Source organism: Actinoplanes sp. NPDC023714, assembly GCF_040639855.1.
In the GTDB taxonomy this organism is placed as follows: domain Bacteria; phylum Actinomycetota; class Actinomycetes; order Mycobacteriales; family Micromonosporaceae; genus Actinoplanes.
In genome coordinates this window covers 1,211,302-1,230,269 of sequence record NZ_JBFAAR010000002.1, presented here as the reverse complement: position 1 = coordinate 1,230,269, position 18,968 = coordinate 1,211,302, and the positions used below count along the sequence as shown (strand labels likewise).

At 72.5% G+C, this 18,968-nt stretch carries 16 protein-coding genes; 8 read left to right on the top strand and 8 right to left on the bottom strand.

Annotated elements, in window-relative coordinates; all coding sequences use genetic code 11:
• Positions 1-36: 36 nt before the first annotated feature.
• The 3 genes from AB0G10_RS13860 to AB0G10_RS13850 form a co-directional block, all read right to left on the bottom strand.
• On the bottom strand, positions 37-909 hold the full coding sequence (locus AB0G10_RS13860; protein ID WP_360919867.1) for a universal stress protein: 873 nt from the start codon (positions 907-909) through the stop codon (positions 37-39).
• Between the two features lie 117 nt (positions 910-1,026).
• Complete coding sequence (locus tag AB0G10_RS13855; protein ID WP_360919865.1) at positions 1,027-2,469, bottom strand: DUF4389 domain-containing protein; 1,443 nt, start codon at positions 2,467-2,469, stop codon at positions 1,027-1,029.
• Positions 2,470-2,593: 124 nt separating this feature from the next.
• Complete coding sequence (locus AB0G10_RS13850; RefSeq protein ID WP_360920741.1) at positions 2,594-3,118, bottom strand: DoxX family membrane protein; 525 nt, start codon at positions 3,116-3,118, stop codon at positions 2,594-2,596.
• 236 nt (positions 3,119-3,354) lie between these two features.
• Between AB0G10_RS13850 and AB0G10_RS13845 the strand changes: the two genes are divergently transcribed.
• The 3 genes from AB0G10_RS13845 to AB0G10_RS13835 are packed head-to-tail and all read left to right on the top strand — an operon-like array spanning position 3,355 to position 5,755.
• Entirely contained in the window at positions 3,355-3,630 is a 276-nt protein-coding gene (locus AB0G10_RS13845) for a DUF1876 domain-containing protein (RefSeq protein ID WP_360919862.1), read from the top strand.
• Between the two features lie 5 nt (positions 3,631-3,635).
• A complete protein-coding gene (locus tag AB0G10_RS13840) occupies positions 3,636-4,211 on the top strand; it encodes a hypothetical protein (protein WP_360919859.1) in 576 nt (191 codons plus the stop codon).
• Entirely contained in the window at positions 4,208-5,755 is a 1,548-nt protein-coding gene (locus tag AB0G10_RS13835; protein ID WP_360919857.1) for an FAD-dependent monooxygenase, read from the top strand. The genes AB0G10_RS13840 and AB0G10_RS13835 overlap by 4 nt, the downstream gene beginning before the upstream one ends.
• Here the strand turns inward: AB0G10_RS13835 and AB0G10_RS13830 are convergent.
• From AB0G10_RS13830 to ppdK, 5 genes are all read right to left on the bottom strand, one after another.
• Positions 5,683-7,299, bottom strand: a complete 1,617-nt coding sequence (locus tag AB0G10_RS13830; RefSeq protein WP_360919854.1) for an HAD-IB family hydrolase — start codon at positions 7,297-7,299, stop codon at positions 5,683-5,685. The genes AB0G10_RS13835 and AB0G10_RS13830 overlap by 73 nt on opposite strands.
• A gap of 131 nt (positions 7,300-7,430) precedes the next feature.
• The gene (locus AB0G10_RS13825; RefSeq protein ID WP_360919851.1) at positions 7,431-9,713 is read right to left on the bottom strand and encodes a heavy metal translocating P-type ATPase; all 2,283 of its coding nucleotides are present in this window, start codon (positions 9,711-9,713) and stop codon (positions 7,431-7,433) included.
• A 77-nt stretch (positions 9,714-9,790) separates the two neighbouring features.
• A complete protein-coding gene (locus AB0G10_RS13820) occupies positions 9,791-10,684 on the bottom strand; it encodes a fructose-bisphosphate aldolase (protein ID WP_360919849.1) in 894 nt (297 codons plus the stop codon).
• A complete protein-coding gene (locus AB0G10_RS13815) occupies positions 10,681-11,562 on the bottom strand; it encodes a universal stress protein (RefSeq protein ID WP_360919847.1) in 882 nt (293 codons plus the stop codon). Before AB0G10_RS13815 ends, AB0G10_RS13820 begins: the two co-directional genes overlap by 4 nt.
• Before the next feature lie 9 nt (positions 11,563-11,571).
• Positions 11,572-14,169, bottom strand: coding sequence for a pyruvate, phosphate dikinase (ppdK, locus tag AB0G10_RS13810; RefSeq protein WP_360919844.1), 2,598 nt, complete (start codon positions 14,167-14,169; stop codon positions 11,572-11,574).
• 350 nt (positions 14,170-14,519) lie between these two features.
• Between ppdK and AB0G10_RS13805 the strand changes: the two genes are divergently transcribed.
• From AB0G10_RS13805 to AB0G10_RS13785, 5 genes are read left to right on the top strand one after another with little or no spacing between them, the layout of a single operon-like run.
• Positions 14,520-15,653, top strand: a complete 1,134-nt coding sequence (locus AB0G10_RS13805) for a 4Fe-4S dicluster domain-containing protein (protein WP_360919841.1) — start codon at positions 14,520-14,522, stop codon at positions 15,651-15,653.
• A complete protein-coding gene (locus AB0G10_RS13800) occupies positions 15,650-16,099 on the top strand; it encodes a cyclic nucleotide-binding domain-containing protein (RefSeq protein WP_360919838.1) in 450 nt (149 codons plus the stop codon). Before AB0G10_RS13805 ends, AB0G10_RS13800 begins: the two co-directional genes overlap by 4 nt.
• Positions 16,096-16,905 (top strand): FAD/NAD(P)-binding protein, encoded by an 810-nt coding sequence (locus AB0G10_RS13795; RefSeq protein ID WP_360919835.1) that lies wholly within the window; start codon positions 16,096-16,098, stop codon positions 16,903-16,905. Before AB0G10_RS13800 ends, AB0G10_RS13795 begins: the two co-directional genes overlap by 4 nt.
• On the top strand, positions 16,905-17,672 hold the full coding sequence (locus AB0G10_RS13790) for an oxidoreductase (RefSeq protein WP_360919832.1): 768 nt from the start codon (positions 16,905-16,907) through the stop codon (positions 17,670-17,672). The genes AB0G10_RS13795 and AB0G10_RS13790 overlap by 1 nt, the downstream gene beginning before the upstream one ends.
• The gene (locus AB0G10_RS13785; RefSeq protein WP_360919829.1) at positions 17,669-18,967 is read left to right on the top strand and encodes a Ni/Fe hydrogenase subunit alpha; all 1,299 of its coding nucleotides are present in this window, start codon (positions 17,669-17,671) and stop codon (positions 18,965-18,967) included. The genes AB0G10_RS13790 and AB0G10_RS13785 overlap by 4 nt, the downstream gene beginning before the upstream one ends.
• The last annotated feature ends 1 nt before the right edge of the window (position 18,968 follow it).

Genomic DNA, 18,968 nt, shown 5'->3' with positions numbered 1-18,968 from the left:
CCCGGCGTGACCGTAGAGGCTTACGACCCTGCTGCCTCACCGTCCCGGTGACCGCACGATCAGCACCGGGCAGTCGGCGTGGTGCAGCAGCTGCAGCCCGGTCGACCCGAGCAGGGTTCCGGTGATCACACCGTGACCGTGACTGCCGACCACGACCAGTTGGGCGAGCTCGGAGAGCGCGGTGAGCGCGGCGGCGGCGGTCTCGTGCGTCACCCGGGACTCCACGGCCACCGCCGGGTGCTTCGTCCGCCAGGGCGCCAGTTGGTCGTCGAGGCGTTTCTGCTCGGCGGCGGCCCGCGCCGGGTCGGCGCCGCCGGGCGGGGGCATCTTCCCGGCGTAGAGGGGCGGCTCGGGCCGGTAGGACCGGACCGCCACGAGCGGGGTGCGGCGCGCCTCGGCGGCGGCGAACGCCGCCTGCAGCACGGTGTCGGCGGACGCGGAGTCGTCCACCCCGGCGGCCACCGGCGCGTCCTCGGGTTTCGCGTCGCCGCGGATCACGACGACCGGGCAGGTCGCATGGGTCGCGACACGGTGGCTGACCGAGCCGAGCCGCAGCCCGGCGAAACCGCCCAGGCCGCGGCAGCCGAGCACGAGCAGGCCGGCGTTCTCCGACACCGCGATCAACTGGGCGACGGGGTTTCCGATCGGCACGTCGGTGTCCACGCTCAGCCCCGGTGCGATGATGTCCGCGACCCGGGCCCCGTTGCGGACCACGTTGTCGGCGATACGCCGGGCGGTCTCGAACTGCCGGCCACCGAAGTCGTACCGGGCGGTCCGCCACTCCCAGTCCAGGACGTGGACGATCCGCAGTGGCAGGTCGCGCCGCCGCGCCTCACCTGCGGCCCAGCGTGCCGCCGCCAGACCGGACTCGCCGCCGTCGACGGCGACGACGATGTACGGGGTCCGCATGATGCCCCTCCCTTCGCCGTTCCTGCTTCGATCGTCATCCTCGTCGATGCGGTACGGCAGGGCGGCAGGTCCCGGCGGCCCGGGCCGTAGGTCCCGGGCCGCCGCGGTGAGCGGATGTCAGGTGACCGTCACGGGTTGCCGGTCCGGCGGTGGGGCGTGCTCGGGTGGTCCGCTGTCCGGGCCTGGGCCGGTCGGCGGGCCACCGTGCCGGCGTCCGAGTCCGACACCACCGACGATGATCAGGGTCAGCGCGATCACCAGCAGGACGCCGCCGGTGATCAGCAGCGTGACCCCGAAGCTGGTGACGTCCGCGATCTGCATCGCGGCGCGCACGTCGGCGGAGACGCCGGGGGCGCCGCCGAGGTTGGCGAGCACCACGGTGAAATCACCCTCACTGACCGTCCAGGTCAGGGTGGCGCTCCGCGGCCCGAATGCCGACGCGAGCCAGAAGTCCTGGCCGGCCGGGTTGGGCAGCACCTGCATGGAGCCGGATTCGCGTTGATAGGTGACGTGCCGCCCGGTCACGCCGGTGATCCGGTCGTGGGTGGTGGCGGACAGCCAGCGGTCCACCGCGGCGCGGGGGCCGATACCCACGAAGACCGGCCGGTTGCCGGTGGCGGTCGTGGTGATGCGTATCTGGTCGATGCCGGCGAGGTCGCGGACCCACCGGTCCGCGTCGTACACCTTCACGTCCTCCGCCGTGATGGCGGCGGTGGAGCTGCTGAAGTTCACGAGCCGGCTGGCGACGAAGCCGTCGTCATCGCGGTCGGCGTTCAGGGCGAGCAGGCCGCCGCCGGCGACGCCGGCGCCGAGCGCGGGCAACAGCAGCACGACGCCGGCGATCAGCGCGGTCACCGGGCCGGCGGCGGACCGCGAGCGCCCCGGGCCGGCCGGCCGCGGATGGTCGTCGGGTAGGTCACCGGGTTCGGTGCCGCCCTGATCCAGGCGCAGCGGCGGGTAGCGCGGGGTCAGCAGCATCAAGTACGCCGCCACCCGCAGGTTCCAGCGGATCACGCCGACGACGAGGTCGAACAGCCCGGCCGGGTAGCGGCCGGTGAACAGCAGGGCACCGCCCACCACGACGATCGCGGCCGCCACGACGCCCATCGCGGATCGGCCGTCGTTGTCGCCGTAGGTCCAGGTCACCGCACCGGCCAGAGCCGCCAGCACGAACAGGTGCGGGATGGCGAACAGCCAGGCCACCAGCGGCAGCCATCGGGGCGGCCGGGACGGCTCGTCCAGCTGCAGGCGGGCGGGGTAGTCGGCGACGTCGGCCAGGGTGAACGGCGGGTACCGGTCGGTGCCGAGCGCGCCGTAGCCGTAGAAGCCGACCCGCCACGTCCAGCGCAGCACGCCCAAATTGTAGGCCTCGATGGACCGGGGGTAGCGACCGGTGACCAGCACCGCCAGGTAGGCCGCGAGGGTGAGCACGACCAGCCCGGTCCAGAGCACGGCGAGAACGACGTAGTGGGGGATGAGCAGGAGCCATTTCACCAGCCAGAGCCCACGGCTCAGAGGTTCGTCACGGCGCGCCTCGACGCGCAACGGATAGGAGTTCATGACGCCTCCTTTCGCTCCCAGCACAGCGCCGCCGGGGCGGGCGCCGGCAGGGCCGTCCTGCCCCAGGGCGGGGGACGACCGGCCGCCCCGGACGGTCTCGTCCGGGGCGGCGGGGTGGGGAGGGTCAGATCAGCCAGCGGTTGCGCTGGACGAAGGAGAGCTTGGCCCACTGCCGGCCGAGACCCCACGTGTGCCCGGCGTAGGTGAGCGCGGTGACGATCGCGCCGAGGGCGTAGATGATGTGGTAGTCGACGATCGGGTTGGTGGAGCCGGACGGCTCGCCGGCGGCGGTGGTCTTGTCGAGCGGGAACTCGGCGAGCCACATCAGCAGCATCATGACGGTCGCGGCCGCGGCGGCGATGCGCATGCCGATCCCGAGGATCAGGGCGACGCCGATGCCGAGCAGGCCGAGCATGAACAGCCAGTCGGCCCAGGCCTGACCGGCGATGTCGTTGAAGAAGCCCTGGAACGGGCCGACCTCGATGTGGGACAGGAAGCCCTTGGTGGGGGAGCCGCCGTTGAGCCAGGCGCGCTCGGAGGGGGTCGCGTACCCGAAGCCGAAGGTCTTGTCGAGGAACGCCCACAGGAAGACGAATCCGAGTGAGATGCGCAGGACCGCGAGAGAGCGGGCCGCCGTGGTGGTGAGCATCGAGCCGGGCGCGGGCGCCTGCTCGAGGTTCTGGGCCGCACCGCGGCCGATGGTGGTCATGGTCTCCTCCTTCAGTCGATATCCACCACCGACTATCCGCCGCGCCCGGCGGCCGGTCCTGTGCCGGTCTTCCCCACCTGGGGGGCCGAAGGTCCCGCCGCCCGGCACGGCCAACGGCACTGGACGAGGGCGCCGGCGCGCGGTCCAGTGAGGGGAGACCGTCGAGGAGGTGCACCATGATCCACACCCGGACCTGGAACGTCGAGGTGAGTATCAGCGAGCACGAGGACGAACGGCGTACGCATGCGGTGGCGATCCTGCGGACCGACGCCCGCCCGCAGCTGCGGGGTGAGGGCACGTCCCGGCGGGCGCCGCGCGACCGTGAGGTTCCGGAGATCGGCGACGAGCTGGCCACCGCGCGGGCGCTCGCCGACCTGGCCTACCAGTTGCTCGACGCCACGGCCGCCGACATCGAGGACATCACGCACCGTCCGGTCCACCTGAGCAGCTGATCGGCATGGCCGTCGACGAACAGCGCCCGTTACCTGTCGGCGTTGCGGCGCGCGCGGTGGCGCGGTGCGTGATCACGTCGGCGCGGTTGCTCGCGAGCGGCCGCATCACGTTGCCGGTGTCGCACCGGGGGATGCGGCTGCGCTTCGGCGACGGCACCGAGTCCTGGGTCTATCGCGAGACCGCGCTGCGTCCGGTGGCGTCCCGCGACCCCTGCGTGCTGGTCGTCGGGTTCCGGCTGCGGCTGGTCCGCGGCCGCGGGCACCGCTGGTTTAGGGCCGAGAGCCTGCTCAACACGCCGCTGTTCGCCGGCTTCCCCGGGCTGGTGTCGAAGTTGTGGATGGCCCACGACGAGAACGGCTGCTACCGGGGAGTCTACGAATGGGACGGTCCCGGCCGGGCCGAGGACTACGCCCGGGCACTGTGGCGGGTGCTCCAGCTGGTCAGCGTCCCGGGATCGATCGGGTACCGCGTGGTGCCGGGACTGCGCCTGCGAGACCTGCTGGCCGACCCCGGACTGCTGGGCGGGCGGTCGTCGCCGAACCCTGCCGACTGGTGGCGTCCGGTGGTGGTGCTGCCGTGACCGATCGGCCGGATCTTCTGGTGGCCGGGGCCGGCCCGACCGGCCTGGCCCTGGCGTTGTACGCCCACGACCACGGCGCCTCGGTGCGGATCGTGGAACGGCGCCCGGCGGCCTTCCGCCCCTCCCGGGCACTGCTCGTGCACGCCCGCACCCTCGAGGTGCTGCGTCCACTCGGCATCACCGGCGAGCTGCTGGACCGGGCCGACGTCACGCCCCACGCCCGGCTCCGGATCGGCCCCCGGGTGGTGCCGGTCACGCTGGGCGGGTTCGGCTGGGACGACACGGCATACCCGTACCTGGCCGTGCTGCGCCAGGCGGATGTCGAGGCGGTGCTGACCCGGGCGCTCGCCGGACGTGGCGTCGACGTGGAACGCGGAACCGAGCTGGCAGGCGTGGAAGCGACCGATGCCCCAGATCACGACCCGGTGGTGACCCTGCGCCGTGACCATGGCGGCGAACGCGTCACCTGCCGATTCCTGGCCGGATGCGACGGTGCGGACAGCACGGTCCGGCGCCGTCTGGGCATCGCCTGGCGGGGTGCCGACTACCCGGTCGAGGTCGTGCTCGCCGATCTGCGGCTGGACGGTGACCTGACACCCGGCGCACTGCACGTCATGATCGGACGTGACGGGTTGCTGTTCCTGTTCGCCGCGGGTGAGCGCGCGCCGTGGCGGCTGCTCGCGACCCGACCGGCACAGCCGGGGCCGGCGCCGCCCGGGCACTGCGGCCCGCCCGTGCCGGCGGAGGAGCTGCGGGCGCTCATCGCCGCCGCCGGGTTTGCGATCACCGTGACGCAGCCGATCTGGTCGACCCGGATCCGGATACAACGCCGGCTCGCCGGCGCATACCGGCACGGTCGCGTGCTGCTCGCCGGAGACGCCGCCCACACCCACTCCCCGGCGGGCGGGCAGGGCATGAACACCGGGCTGCAGGACGCCGCGAACCTGGGCTGGAAGCTGGCGTTCGCACCGGCCGCTGCGCGCCCGGACGAGTTGCTCGACTCCTATCAGCGCGAGCGCCGCCCGATCGCACGCCAGATATCGGCGTTGACGCACCTGCTGTTCTGGGGCGAGGCTTCGACCGGCCCGCTGGCCGGCTGGCTGCGAGGCACCATCGGTCCCCTCCTGGCGCCGATGGTGCCCTGCGCTCTGCACGCCCGCTGGCCGCTCGCCGCCGCGGCCCGGGTGTTGTCGCAGCTCGACGCTGTTTATCCAGCAGGTCTGGTGGCCTGTGACGACCCGCCCGTCCCACATCGCGGCGTCCGTGCCGGCGCCCGGTTGCCGCAGGCCACGGTGACCTGCGCGGGCGGGCCCGCTTTGCTGCACGACCTGATCGCCGGGCCGGGGCTGCATCTGCTTCTCGACCGTGACGCCGACGGCGGGACGCTGCTGTCGAGCCGCGTGCACGCGCACCGGCTGACCGACCGGCCGGGACCAGACGTGCGGGTGGCCCGGCCGGACGGATACCTCGGCTACCGCAGTGCTGTCGCGGACCCCCGGCGCCTGCGCGCGTGGCTCGCCGGCGTGGGCGCGGCGCCGGCGTAGCACGCGTCCCGCCTCCGCGGACGCGCGCCGGTGGTGCCGGCGCCGTCCCGCACTGCTGGCGGCGCTGCCGGGACGTGTCGTCCTGCGCCGCCTTCCGGCCAGTTCTCCAGGGTGTCCGCGAACCGGCCTCGCAGTTCGGCGACCCGCTCACCCAGTTGCGCGGCGGTCCAGCCGGTGGTCTCGATCGGGTCCAGCACCACGACGTCGACCGTGCCCGGGGTGACGGCCAGCGAGCGCCGCCAGGCCAGCTCTCCGGTGTTGCGCAGCACGATCGGCACGATCGGCACGCCGGCCTGCATCGCGAGGTGGAAGGCGCCCTTCTTGAACCGGCCCAGGGTCGGGGTCGGCATGCGTGTTCCCTCCGGCAGGACGAGTACGGAGGTGCCGGCGCGGATCCGCTGCGCCGCCTGGTCGAGCGTGCGTCGTGCGCTGCGGATGTCGGAGCGGTCGATCCACGCGGGCTCCAGGAAGGCGCTGATCATCAGCATCCGGGGATCGAGGCGGGCCTCCTGCTTGGCCACCGCGGTGAAGTCGTGCCGCAGCAACGCGCCGAGTACGAGGACGTCCAGGGTGCTCTGGTGGTTGGCGACGAAGACCGCGGGACGTGCTGTCTCGAGGTTCTCCGCGCCGGTCACCCGGAGTCTCACGCCGGCCAGGGCAAGACCGAGGTCGGCGGCCAGCCCGATGCCGAGATTGCTGCCGCGGCGCCGGTCACCGGTGAGCCAGCCGTAGGTGACGCCCGCGCCGAGCGCACCGTTGACACCGATGAGAGCACCGATCGTGCCGAGTGCGGCGCCGAGGCCCGCCGACGGCGGCTCCCGCAGGGCCAGCACGCTCCAGGCGTTGTCCTGCGCGGCGCGGCGCAGCATCGGGTGCGGGTTCGTCGCATACGGCCGGCCGACCGCGGACAGGAACGCGATGTCCTCCCGCCCGTTGCCGTACGCGAAGCTGCGTCGCAGATCGATCCCGGATTCGCGGGAGAACCGCCGGATCGCCGCGGCTTTCGGGTCTCCCCACAGCATGCCGGTGGGGCTGCGACCGGTCAGGACACCGTCGTCGTCCTCGAGTTCGGTGCAGAGCAGATGCGCGATGCCGAGGTCGTTCGCGGCCGGCTCGATCTGCAGGCGGGTCGCCGCGGAGGCCACCACGACGGTGTGTCCCTGCCGCCGATGGGCGCGCACGATGTCGCGGACCTCCGGCCGGATCTGCCCGGCGATCCTCGAGGCGAACAGCTGCTGCGCCTCGAGCGTCACCGACGCCACGGTACGGCCGCGCAGGGCGGGAAACCCGGCACGGCCCAGCCGGTGCGGATCGCCGCTCAGCAGGCTGTGGCCGGCGGCGAGCACGCAGCGTGCGAGGTGCAGACCGCAGAGATGACCGCGGCGGATTTGATCGTGGAACAGAGCGTCCGCGGTGTAGCCCTGCACCAGGGTGCCGTCGAAGTCGAAGAACGCGCCGACGCGGGGCCCTCGCGGGGAGGTACGGATAGCGGCGATCAGCTCGTCGGCGGTGACGTCGGTGCACGGTGGGGTGAGAGTGTCCATGGCGACTTCCTGACGGATCGGCGTTGAGGGCCGCACCATCGACGGTAGGCGGGCCGGCGCCGTGGTGGATGAGGCGACCGGAGGCATCGGCCGGGCCTTCCGGCCCGTCCCGACCGGCCGCCGCCGCGGACTCACGACCTGGTGGGTTCCGGGGCGAGGCTGAAGATGCCCTCTTCCTCCTGGGCGTTATGCAGCCGCAGGATCGCGTACAGCCCGTAGAGCAGCCGGCGCACGTCCGTGGCGTCTTCCGGCTCCGCCTCGGATCCCAGATCTCGTACTTCCCGGCGCAGGCGCCCGACCTGGTGTTCGATCTCCGCGTGGGTGCGGCTCAGCGCGCTGGTCGCCTCGACCCCGCCGAGGGCGCGGGCCATGATCGGCAGCAGTTCTGCCTCCTCCGCCCGCTCGTGTGCCAGCAGCCGTGCCTCGAGGTCGTCGAGCAGCGCCTGGGCCGGGCGCAGGTCGTACGGCGGCCGGTCGAGCGCGTCGGCGACGGTGCGAACCTGCTCGACCACGGCTCGTACGTCCTGATGCTCGGCGTACAGCCGCCGCAGTGTGGTGACGTCGGCGTCCGGGAGCCGCACGGTGTGTGAGCGGCCCGGCACCAGAGCCGTCAGAGCGATCGCGATGGCGGCCACGTCGATGCCTTCCTGCAGCAACGCGCCGGCCACCGGGCTCAGGTACCCGGCCGCCGCCACGATCATCGCGGCCAGCGACATCCCCATCCCGGCGGTGACGGCCCACCAGGCGATACGCCGGCAGCGGCGAGCGGTCAGGATCGCATCGGCCAGAGCGTCGACACGATCGACGATGAGCACCACGTCGGCCGCCTCCGACGATGCGGTGGCCCCGCGGGCGGCCAGCGCGACCCCGACACCGGCGGCGGCCAGCGCGGGAGCGTCGTTGATCCCGTCACCCACCATGATCGTCGGTGCATGGCGCTGCTCGGCCCGGACCCGGGCGAGCTTCTCGCCCGGATCACAGTCGGCGTGCACCGCGTCGACGCCGACGATCCGTCCCACGGCCTCGGCCGCCTCCACGTGATCTCCGGTCAGCAGGACCAGCCGTGCCATCCCGGCCGCCCGTAACGCTCGTATCATGCGGGGTGCCTGCGGCCGTACCGGATCCTCCAGCAGGAACACAGCGGCCGGCTCGTCGTCGACGGTGGCGAAAACGGTCAGCGACCCGTCGAGGGCGGCCCGCCTGCGGGCATGCCGCATCCAGGTGGGCATCCGCCCGGCGACGACGGCCTCGGCCTTGCCCAGCCGCACCCGCCGGTCACCGGCGACACCCTCGATGCCGTGGCCGTGACGTTCCCGGACCTGCCGCGGCGTCACCAGCCGCAGATCACGATCGCGGGCGGCCGTCACCAGCGCGGAGGCCAGAATGTGTGCCGAGCTCTGGTCCAGGCTCGCGGCCAGGCGCAGAGCCTCGCTCGCGTCCACCGGTCCGGCGACGGGGACCACCACATCGGTGAGCACCGGCCGGCCGGCGGTCAGCGTCCCGGTCTTGTCGAAGAGCACCACCCGGCCGGCTGCGAGGCTTTCCAGGGCGCCACCGCCCTTGACGACGACCCCGGCGCGAGCGGCCCGCGAGATACCCGACATGACGGCGATCGGCGCGGCCAGCAGCAGGGGGCAGGGGGTCGCCACGACCAGCACCGCCACGGCCCGTGCCGGATCGCCGGCGAGCGCCCACGCCAGACCGGCGAGGAGCAGGGTCAAGGGTACGAAGGCCACCGCGACACGGTCGGCGATCCGCACGAACGGCGCGCTCTGTGCCTGCGCCTGCTCGACCAGGCGGACCAGCCCGGCGTACGTCGAGTTCTCCGCGGTCGCCGTCGCGGTCATCCGCAGCGCCTGGCCGGCGTTGACGACGCCGCTGCGGACGTCCTCGCCGGCCCGGTGCTCGGCCGGCACCGGCTCGCCGGTCAGCGCCGACTCGTCCAGCACCGCCGGGCCGGCCAGCCGGCCGTCGACCGGGAGGATCTCTCCGGCGCCGACCACGAGGTGGTCGCCGGCGCGCACCGCGGCGACCGGTACTTCGGTCACCCCGGCCGGCGTTTCCCGGCGGGCGGTCCTCGGCGCCCGCGACACCAGCGCGGTCAATGCGCGCCGGGCCCGTTCCGCGGCGCGGGCCTCCAGCAGGGCGCCACTCGCCAGCATGACCGCGATGACCGCCCCGGCCAGCGGTTCCCCGATCCACAACGCGCCGGCCAGCGCCAGCCAGGCGATCACGTCGACGCCGGCCTCGCGCCGGCGTGCCGCGGCGATCAGCGTCCGCGTCGAGGCGATAAGGCCCAGCGCGGTTGCGATGATCCACAACTCCGCGGCCGGTCCACCGGCCGCGGAGAGGGCGAGTCCCGCCAGCAACAGCAGCGTGGTGGCGGCGAACAGCAGGTGTTCCCGGTTTCGCATGTCTCCACCGTGGAGCAGTTCCCGACCGTGGGGGAGAGGCGCAAGGCCTGATCCACGGAGGAGTCTCGCCGCCGGTCCTACTCGGTCGGATATTTGGCGAGGACGTCCCGCAGCCGGGCGACGAACCGCAGGGACTCGTCGTGGTCCCGCTGCCACACGTTGCGACCGAAGATCAGTCCGGTCGCTCCGGCCGACATCGACTCGTATGCCTTCTGCAGCATCGCGTCGTCGCCGCTGCGGCTGCCGCCGGAGACCAGGAGCATCGTACGGTTGGCGGCGCGGACCACGGCCTCGATCGCCTGCTGGCTGGTGAAGTCGCCGGTGTACGCGTCCGGCACCGCGGTGTGCTTCTCCGGATGCGGGAAGTTGACTTTGACCATGTCCGCGCCGAGTTCGCTGGCTACCCGCGCGGCATAGTGCACGGCGTAGAACGAATCCTTTCCGCCCTTCTGCTCGATCGCCGCGCCGCGCGGGTACGCCCAGACGATCAGCGGCATGCCGAGTCGCTGCGCGTCCTGGCGGACGGTGCGGAACTGCGCGAAGTCCGCCTCCTGCGCCGGCGAACCCACATAGAGGGTGTATCCGACGGCGTCGGCGCCGAGCCGGACGGCGTCTTCGACGGAGGCGTGCACCGGTGACAGCGCGCGCTCGTCGGACGGGATGTCGGTCTTGCCGTTGAGCTTGAGGATCAACGGCACCTCGCCGGCGTAGTCCCAGTAGAACTTCTCGGCGAGCCCGACCTGGATGGCGATGCCGTTGAAGCCGCCCTCGAGTGCCAGCTTCACGATGTAGCGGGGGTCGCCGGCGATCGGGTCCGCGAAGAAGTCCCGCGGCCCGTGCTCCAGCCCTTGGTCGTAGGGCAGGAACAGCGCGGTGCCGTTGCCGAGCCCGTGCTTGTAGAGCAGCCGGTGCAGCCGGGCGCGTTTGCCGGCGCTCAGGCCGCAGTGCGAGAGGCGCAGCCGCATGCTCATGACAGGTCTCCTTCCTTGCGGGGCCGGTCGAGGTAGACCGGGCAGTCCGCGTGGTGCAGCAGCTGCAGGCCGGTGGAGCCGAGCAGGGTGCCGGCGACGACGCCGTGGCCGCGCGTGCCGACCACGATCATCCGGGTACCGTGCGACACCCCGGTGAGCACGCTCGCGGCACTGTCGTGCGACAGCAGGGTTTCGACTCTGACCTGCGGGTACTTCGCCCGCCACGGGGCGAGTTGCTCCTCGACCCGATCGCGCTCGGCGTCGTCCTGCCCCGGTGTGTTGATGGTGTTCGCGGGGACGTCCTGGTAGTACAGCGGGACGGCCGGCAGGTAGGCGTGGATCACCACGAGGTCGCTGCCGTGGCCGGCCGCCATGCCGAAGGCGGTGTCCAGCACGTGCGCGGAGGCCTCGGAATCGTCGACGCCGACCGCGATCGGGCCGCCGGGATCGGGGCGTCCGCGGACGACGACCACCGGGCACGGGGCGTGGGTGGCGATGCGCTGGCTCACCGAACCGAGCAGCATGTCGGCGAAACCGCCGTGGCCGCGGCTTCCGACGACCAGCAACTCCGCGCCTCTGGCCGCCTCGAGCAGCCGCGCGGTGGGGTGGCCGATCAGCGTCGCCATGGTGATCTCGGCGCCGGGGGCGGCCGTGCGGGCGACGTCGGCGGCGGTGGCGGTGACGGTCTCGGCAAGCCTGCGTGCCGCCTCGAAGTGCTGGCCGTAGTAGTCGTAGCGGGCATTGTTCATGTCCCACTCGAGCACGTGCACGACGCGGAGCCGAATGCCGCGGCTTTCGGCTTCACGGGCCGCCCACCGCACAGTGGATTCGCCCGACGGGGCGCCGTCGGTGGCGACGACGATGGTGGGGGTTCGCATGGCTCCTCCTCAAACGGCTGAATCATGAGATTGCGGTGACAGGGCGGCCCGGCCGGCTTCGAGCCGCGCGACCGGCACCCGGTACGGCGAGCAGGACACGTAGTCGAGCCCGGCGCCGGCGAAGAACCGCACCGAGGCGGGGTCGCCGCCGTGCTCGCCGCACACGCCGGCGGTCAGCCCGGGACGGGCCCGCCGGCCGCGTTCCACGGCGATGCGGACCAGCTCACCCACGCCGCTCACGTCGAGCGTCTCGAACGGCGAGGCCCCGAAGACACCGAGCTCGAGGTAGCGGCCGAAGAACGCGCCCTCCACGTCGTCGCGGGAGAACCCCCAGGTCATCTGGGTGAGGTCGTTCGTGCCGAAGGAGAAGAAGTCGGCCGCCGAGGCGATCTCCGCGGCGGTCAGCGCGGCCCGGGGCACCTCGATCATGGTGCCGATCCGGATCGGCGGCGCTCCTTCGACGGTGGCGAGGATCGCCGCCGACTCCGCCCGTACGAAATCAAGCTCCCGGACCGACGCGACCAGCGGAACCATGATCTCCGGCCGGGGGTCGCCGCCCGCGGCGACCCGCGCCGCCGCGGCCTCGGCGATGGCCCGCACCTGCATCGCGAACAGGCCGGGAACCACCAGGCCCAGGCGTACGCCGCGCAGACCGAGCATCGGATTGGCCTCGTGCATGCGCCGCACCGCCTGGAGCAGCTCGCCGTCGTGGCCCGGATTCTCACCGAGCGCCTCGGCGCGGGCCACCCGGGCGGTCAGTTCCTCCAGCGACGGCAGGAACTCGTGCAGCGGCGGGTCGATCAGCCGGATCGTCACCGGAAGGCCGTCCATCGCCGCGAGCAGCTCGGTGAAGTCGGCGCGCTGCAGCGGCAGCAGCTCGGCGAGGGCGTCGTCGTGGTCCCCGAGTATCAACCGTTCGACGAGCACCCGGCGTTCGCCGAGGAACATGTGCTCGGTACGGCACAGACCGATCCCGGTCGCGCCGAACCGGCGGGCCCGCGCGGCGTCCGCGGCGGTGTCGGCGTTGGCGTGCACGCCCATGCGGGCGACGTGACCGGCGTGGATCATCAGCCGCTGCACGGCGGAGAGCAGCGGATCGTCGTGCGCGGTCAGCTCACCTTCGAAGAACCGGACCACGGGGGAGGGGCGCACCGGGACCTCGCCGAGGTAGACGTGCCCGCTCGTCCCGTCGACCGAGACGACGTCCCCCTCAAAGATCACCTGACCGTTCACGGTCAGCGAGTCGGTACCGATCTCCAGCTCGTCGGCGCCGCACACGCACGTCTTGCCCATGCCTCGCGCCACCACCGCGGCGTGCGACGTCTTGCCGCCGCGGCTGGTGAGGATCGCCTGCGCGGCGATCATGCCGGGCAGGTCGTCCGGGTTGGTCTCGCGGCGCACCAGGACGACCGGCCCGTCGGCGGCGGCCGCGGCGGCGGAGTCGAACACGACCGCGCCGGTGGCCGCCCCGGGTGATGCCGGCACGCCGGTGGTCAGCGGCCGCGGCGCCGCCGTGAGGTCGAAGCTCGGGAACATCAACTGAGCGAGCTGCTCGCCGGTGACCCGCTGCAACGCCTCGTCGAGGGTGATGGTGCCCTCGTCCACCAATTGCGCGGCGATCACGAACGCGGCTGCCGGGGTCCGCTTGCCGACCCGGGTCTGCAGCATCCACAGCGTGCCGTTCTCGATGGTGAACTCGATGTCGCACAGATCCCGGTAGCGCTGCTCCAGCCGCTGCATCACCGACAGCAGCTGCTGGTAGGAGCGCGGATCGATGTCGGCGAGCTCGTGCAGGCCGACCGTGTTGCGGATGCCCGCCACCACGTCCTCGCCCTGCGCGTCGCGCAGATAGTCGCCGTAGACGCCGCGCCGGCCGGTGGCCGGGTCCCGGGTGAACGCCACGCCGGTCCCGGAGTCCGCGCCACGGTTGCCGAAGACCATCGCCATCACGTTCACGGCGGTGCCCGCGTCCTGCGGGATGCGCTCCTGCCGGCGGTAGAGCACGGCCCGCGGCGAGTTCCAGGACCGGAACACCGCGCCGATCGCCAGGAGCAGCTGCTCGTGCGGGCTTTGCGGGAAGGCGCGGCCCGTGTGCGTCTCGAAGACCTTCTGGTACGCCCGGACGAGGTCCTCGCCGTCGCCCTGCTCCGCGTCGAACGCCTCGGACGGCACCCCGAACACGGTCCTGCCGAACATCTGGATCAGCCGACGGTAGGAATCCCAGGCGAACCGCTCGTCGTCGCTGCGCTGCGCCAGCCCCAGCACGCTGGTGTCGTTGAGGCCGATATCCAGGATCGTCTCCATCATCCCCGGCATCGAGAACTTCCCGCCGGAGCGCACCGACAGCAGCAGCGGATCCTGCGGGTCGCCGAAGGTCTTGCCCATCCGCGTCTCGATCAGCCGCAAGTGATCCTCGACCTCGGTGAGCAGGCCGTCCGGCATGGCGCCGGTCTTCAGATACGCCCGGCACGCCTCGGTGGTGATGGTGAAGCCGGGCGGAACCGGCAAGCCCATCCTGGTCATCTCGGCGAGGTTGGCGCCCTTGCCGCCGAGCAGGTCCTTGAGATCCTTGCCGCCCTCGATGAAGTCGTACACGTACCCGGACATTTCCGATCCTCACCCTCCGTCGCGGTCCCGATGCCTCCTTTCGTTGGTAGCCGTCCCCGCGGCCCGCCGGACAGGGCCGGAGGTCCCGAACGGGTCAGGCACGGCGAGGCTGCCGCCGGGGTGGCGGGACTTTCGGCCCTGTGCGGCGTGAGCAGCCGGGCGCACGGTGGAATGAAGAGGTGAACGTCGATCGGTCCGGTGCTGTCTCCGCCAGACCCCAGGGGCCACCGGTCCTGTGGTTGCCGGCAGGGCCGGGCATCCCCGGCCGGAGCTGACCCCCTCCGGCCGGGGCTCTGCGACTGCGGCCGGGCGGCGTCTCGCAGCACGGATGGACGGCATGAGGAGGTGCCATGGAATCCGGCGACACCGCGCGGCTCATCGACGTGTCCGGTCTCGGCGCGCTCGTCGACGTACTGCACGAGCGCGGCTACACCGTCGTCGGCCCCGCGCTGCGCGACGGCGCCGTCCAGCTCGCCGAACTCGCCTCGGCGGACGACCTGCCGTACGGCTGGAGCGCGGACACCGAAGCGGGTCGCTACCGGCTCCGGCGGCGCGACGACCGCGCGGTCTTCGCGCATTGCGCGGGACCGCAGTCGATCAAAGACTTCCTGCACCCGCCACGAGCCCGGCTCTGGGCGGCCGACCGTACCCCCGAGGGGATGACCACCACCGGGCCGGAACCGGCCGCGAAAACTTTCGCGTTCCTCGGCGTGCATCCCTGCGACGTCGCCGCGCTCGGCGTCCTGGACCGGGTCCTCGCGCAGGGCCGGCATCCGGAACCCGTCTACACCGCCCGCCGCGACGGCACTCTCGTGATCACGGCAGAGTGCACCGAACCCGGGGCCACCTGCTTCTGCACCTCGATGGGGACCGGACCGGCCGCGACCGGCGGCTTCGATGTGGCGCTCACCGAACTGCTCGACGGCGGCCACCGATTCCTGGCCCGGTCCGGCTCGCCGGCCGGCGCGGACCTGCTGGCGGCCGTGCCGGGAGAGCCGGCCGGGGCCGCGGACGTCGCCGCGGCGACCGCGGCGGTGCGGCAGGCCGCCGCCGCGATGAGCCGCGCCATGCCGGACGAGCCGCTGCCCGCGCTGATCGCGGGAAGCCGGGAGTCCCCGCACTGGCAGGACGTCGCCTCCCGCTGCCTGACCTGCGGCAACTGCACCATGGTCTGTCCCACCTGCTTCTGTACGACCACCGAGGACGTCACCGATCTGACCGGTGAGCACACCGAACGGTGGCGGCACTGGGACTCCTGCTTCAGCGTCGGCTTCTCCTACCTGCACGGCGGTGCGGTACGGGCCAGTGGCGAGAGCCGGTACCGGCAGTGGATCAGCCACAAGCTCGGCACCTGGCACGAGCAGTTCGGAACCTCCGGCTGCGTGGGCTGCGGTCGATGCATCGCCTGGTGCCCGGCCGGCATCGACATCACCCGGGAAGCCGCCGCGCTGTCGGCGCACCACGACGGAGGTGACCCGTCATGAACAGCGGAACCATGACGCACCCGTTCCTGGCCGGGCTGCGGCCGGCGCTGCTGACCGAGCTCGCCGAGCACGCGATCGCGATGCACTATCCGGATGACTACCGGATCTTCTCCGAAAGTGATCCGGCGAACCGGTTCTGGCTGATCGAGGACGGCACCGTCGCCTTGGACCTGCACGTGCCCGGTAGAGGCGCACAGGTGTTCGAAACCATCGGGCCGGGCACCGTATTGGGCTGGTCCTGGCTGTTCCCGCCGTACCGGTGGCAGTTCGGCGCGGTGGCCCGGGGTCCCGTGCAGGCCATCGAATTCGGTGCGGAGGCGGTCCGGGAACGCTGCGCCAGGGACCCGGAGTTCGGCTACGCGATCCTGAGCCGGATCGTCCCGGTGCTCGGCGACCGGCTGCGTACCGCCCGGCTGCGGCTGCTCGACCTGTGGGGCCGTCCGTGAACCCGGCGATCCCGATCCCGCACCGGGTGGTGAGCCGCCGCGCGGATACCGCCGACACGGTCACCGTCGAACTGGCGCCGATCGCCGAGCCGCTCCCGGTGTTCCGGCCGGGACAGTTCGCCATGCTCACCGCGTACGGGATCGGTGAGATCCCGATCTCGGTGAGCGGCAGCCACGGCAACCGCCCGCAGCACACCATCCGTGCCGTCGGGGCGGTCTCGCGGGCGCTACACGACAGCGCTCCGGGCGATCTCGTCGGCGTCCGCGGGCCGTTCGGCACCACCTGGGACACCGCGGCCGCCGCCGGCCACGACGTGCTGGTCATCGCCGGCGGTATCGGCCTGGCCCCGCTGCGGCCGGTCGTGCGGCGGCTGCTGGCCGACCGGGCCGTCGTCGGGCGGCTCTGCGTGCTGGCCGGCGCCCGGCAGCCGGGCGAGCTGCTCTACCCCGACGAACTGCGCCGGTGGAGCCGGCACGGCCAGGTAGAGGTGATCGTGGACCGGCCGTCCGGCGATTGGGCCGGGCACGTCGGCCTGGTCACCACCCTCGTGCCGGGCGCCCGGGTCGATCCGGCGGTGGCGGTGGCGTACGTCTGTGGGCCCGAACCGATGATGCGATTCACCGCACGCGCCCTGATCGACCGCGGCGTGCCCGCCGAGCGGATCCAGATGTCGCTGGAGCGCAACATGCGCTGCGGCGCGGGCTGGTGCGGCCACTGCCAGCTCGGGCCGCTGCTCGTCTGCCGCGACGGCCCGGTCGTCGCCTATCCGGTCGCCGAATCCCTGCTCACCGTGCCGGAGTTGTGATGGACACCAGGACACCCACGCTCGCCGTCTGGAAGTTCGCGTCCTGTGACGGCTGCCAGCTGACCCTGCTCGACTGCGAGGACGAGCTGCTCACCGTCGCCGGCCGGATCCGGATAGCGCACTTCCTGGAGGCCTCGAGTGACGCGCTGCCCGGCCCCTATGACATCTCCCTGGTCGAAGGGTCGATCACCACGGCCGCCGACGCGGCGCGCATCCGCAGGATCCGCGAGCAGTCGCGGGTGCTGGTCTGCATCGGCGCCTGCGCCACCGCCGGTGGCATCCAGGCCCTGCGCGACCACGCCGACGTCGCCGAGTTCGCCTCCGTCGTCTACGCCCGCCCGGAATACATCGACACGCTGGCCACCTCCACGCCGATCGCCGCTCATGTGAACGTCGACTACGAGCTGCACGGCTGCCCCATCGCCAAGGACCAACTGCTGGAGACGATCGATGCGCTGCTCGCCGGGCGGCGGCCCGACCTGCCCGGCCACAGTGTCTGCTTCGAGTGCAAACGCCGCAACAACGTGTGCGTCGTGGTCGCCTACGGCGAACCTTGCCTGGGACCGGTGACCCGGGCCGGCTGCGGGGCGATCTGCCCGGCGTTCCGGCGCGGCTGCTTCGGCTGCTTCGGTCCGGCCGAGACACCGAACGGCGCCGCCGAGGCCGCCCTGCTGCGCGCCGCCGGCACGGCCACGGACGACATCGCCCGGATGTATCGGACCTTCAACGTCACCGCCTTCGAGACGACGGCGGGTGAACGGTCATGAGCCACCGCTACGAACGTCTCGTCCACGTGCCCGCGCTCGCCCGGGTCGAAGGGGAGGGCGCGATGCACGTGCGGGTCCGCGGCGGCGCCGTCGAAGACGTGCGGCTGGAGATCTACGAACCGCCGCGCTTCTTCGAGGCGTTCCTGCGTGGACGCCGCCACACCGAACCCCCCGACATCACCGCCCGCATCTGCGGCATCTGCCCGGTGGCGTATCAGATGAGCGCGTGCGCGGCCGTCGAGGACGCCTGCGGCGTCACCGTGCCGCCCGCCGTCACCGCCCTGCGCCGGCTGCTGTACTGCGGCGAGTGGATCGAAAGCCACACCCTGCACATCTACCTGCTGCACGCGCCGGACTTCCTCGGCTACGGCAGCGCCCTGGCGCTCGCACAGGACCGCCGTGATCTCGTCGAACGCGGCCTGTCCCTGAAGAAGGCCGGCAACGACCTGGTCGAGGTGATCGGCGGCCGGGCCATCCACCCGATCAACGTGCGGGTCGGCGGTTTCTACCACGCGCCGGCACCCGCCGCCTTCACCCCGGTCCGCGAACGGCTGCGGCACGCGCTCGATCAGGCCCTGGAGACCGTACGGTGGGTGGCCGGTTTCGACTTCCCGGACTTCCATCACGACCACGAGATGCTGGCGCTGACCGACCCCGATCAGTACGCCATCGAGTCGGGAACCGTCGTCACCACCGGCGGCCTCGGCTTCGGCGCCGGCCAGTTCGAGCAGCACGTCATCGAGGAGCAGGTGCCGCATTCCACGGCGCTGCATGCCCGGCTCGCCGGGCGCGGCCGGTACGTCACCGGGCCTGCCGCCCGGTACACCCTCAACCACCGCCTGCTGTCGCCGCTGGCCGCGCAAGCCGCACGCGACGCCGGGCTGGGTGGCGAGTGCCGCAACCCGTACCGCAGCATCGTGGTCCGCGCGGTGGAGACGGTGTACGCCGTGGAGGAGGCGATCCGCCTGATCGACGCCTACGAGCCGCCGCCGGAGCCCGCCGTCGCGGTGCCACCCCGCGCCGGTGTGGGGCGGGGCGCGACCGAGGCGCCGCGCGGCACCCTGTTTCACCGCTACGCGCTCGACGCCGACGGGTTGATCACCTCGGCCCGAATCGTGCCACCCACCGCGCAGAACCAGGCCGCGATCGAGGACGACCTCACCCGGTTCGTCACCGCCCGCCTGGATCTCGGCGACGAGCAGCTCACCGCCGCGTGCGAGCAGGCGATCCGCAACTACGACCCGTGCATTTCGTGCGCCACCCACTTCCTCGACCTGCGCATGGACCGGAGCTGAC

What these genes read in the sequence shown, in the direction of transcription:
- AB0G10_RS13815 (WP_360919847.1), bottom strand. Translation starts at nt 11,562, where the DNA reads ATGCGAACCCCCACCATCGTCGTCGCCACCGACGGCGCCCCGTCGGGC.
- AB0G10_RS13800 (WP_360919838.1), top strand. Translation starts at nt 15,650, where the DNA reads ATGAACAGCGGAACCATGACGCACCCGTTCCTGGCCGGGCTGCGGCCG.
- AB0G10_RS13830 (WP_360919854.1), bottom strand. Translation starts at nt 7,299, where the DNA reads ATGGACACTCTCACCCCACCGTGCACCGACGTCACCGCCGACGAGCTG.
- AB0G10_RS13850 (WP_360920741.1), bottom strand. Translation starts at nt 3,118, where the DNA reads ATGCTCACCACCACGGCGGCCCGCTCTCTCGCGGTCCTGCGCATCTCA.
- AB0G10_RS13855 (WP_360919865.1), bottom strand. Translation starts at nt 2,469, where the DNA reads ATGAACTCCTATCCGTTGCGCGTCGAGGCGCGCCGTGACGAACCTCTG.
- AB0G10_RS13845 (WP_360919862.1), top strand. Translation starts at nt 3,355, where the DNA reads ATGATCCACACCCGGACCTGGAACGTCGAGGTGAGTATCAGCGAGCAC.
- AB0G10_RS13820 (WP_360919849.1), bottom strand. Translation starts at nt 10,684, where the DNA reads ATGAGCATGCGGCTGCGCCTCTCGCACTGCGGCCTGAGCGCCGGCAAA.
- AB0G10_RS13860 (WP_360919867.1), bottom strand. Translation starts at nt 909, where the DNA reads ATGCGGACCCCGTACATCGTCGTCGCCGTCGACGGCGGCGAGTCCGGT.
- AB0G10_RS13790 (WP_360919832.1), top strand. Translation starts at nt 16,905, where the DNA reads ATGGACACCAGGACACCCACGCTCGCCGTCTGGAAGTTCGCGTCCTGT.
- AB0G10_RS13840 (WP_360919859.1), top strand. Translation starts at nt 3,636, where the DNA reads ATGGCCGTCGACGAACAGCGCCCGTTACCTGTCGGCGTTGCGGCGCGC.
- AB0G10_RS13825 (WP_360919851.1), bottom strand. Translation starts at nt 9,713, where the DNA reads ATGCGAAACCGGGAACACCTGCTGTTCGCCGCCACCACGCTGCTGTTG.
- AB0G10_RS13805 (WP_360919841.1), top strand. Translation starts at nt 14,520, where the DNA reads ATGGAATCCGGCGACACCGCGCGGCTCATCGACGTGTCCGGTCTCGGC.
- AB0G10_RS13785 (WP_360919829.1), top strand. Translation starts at nt 17,669, where the DNA reads ATGAGCCACCGCTACGAACGTCTCGTCCACGTGCCCGCGCTCGCCCGG.
- ppdK (WP_360919844.1), bottom strand. Translation starts at nt 14,169, where the DNA reads ATGTCCGGGTACGTGTACGACTTCATCGAGGGCGGCAAGGATCTCAAG.